Here is a 450-nt window from a genome sequence, read left to right on the forward strand (position 1 = left end):
GGTTACCTCTTCCCTGATACGTACGAGTTTAAAAAAGGTACGACCGAGCACCAGATCATTGAGAGAATGCTTGAGCGCTTCGAAAAAGTGTGGGATGAGAGTTGGGATGCAAAGGTCAAGCAGCATACGCTAACGAAGCATCAGGCTGTTACGCTGGCATCGATTGTAGAGCGCGAAGTACGATCAGATGATGAACGCCAGAAAGTAGCCGGTGTGTATTACAATCGAATTGCTCAGCAGATGCCGCTGCAGGCAGATGCTACCGTGCAATATTTATTCGATAAACAAAAGGAACGTGTGATGCATAGTGATCTACAGCAGGATAGCCCATACAATACGTACAAAGTAAAGGGACTTCCGCCAGGGCCGATTGCAAGCCCGGGAGAAGCTGCGCTGCACGCGGTTGCCAATGCTGAGAAGCATGACTATTTGTTCTATGTAACGAAGAAG

The 450-nt window shown here is 48.2% G+C and carries 1 protein-coding gene; it reads left to right on the plus strand.

The features are described from left to right. Positions 1–450 (plus strand): endolytic transglycosylase MltG (gene mltG / locus LKX83_RS31850; protein ID WP_227887268.1); only part of this gene is annotated, 450 nt, incomplete at both ends.

Origin of the sequence: Cohnella baijiui (assembly GCF_020731285.1) — a bacterium.
Classification (GTDB): Bacteria; Bacillota; Bacilli; order Paenibacillales; family Paenibacillaceae; genus Cohnella.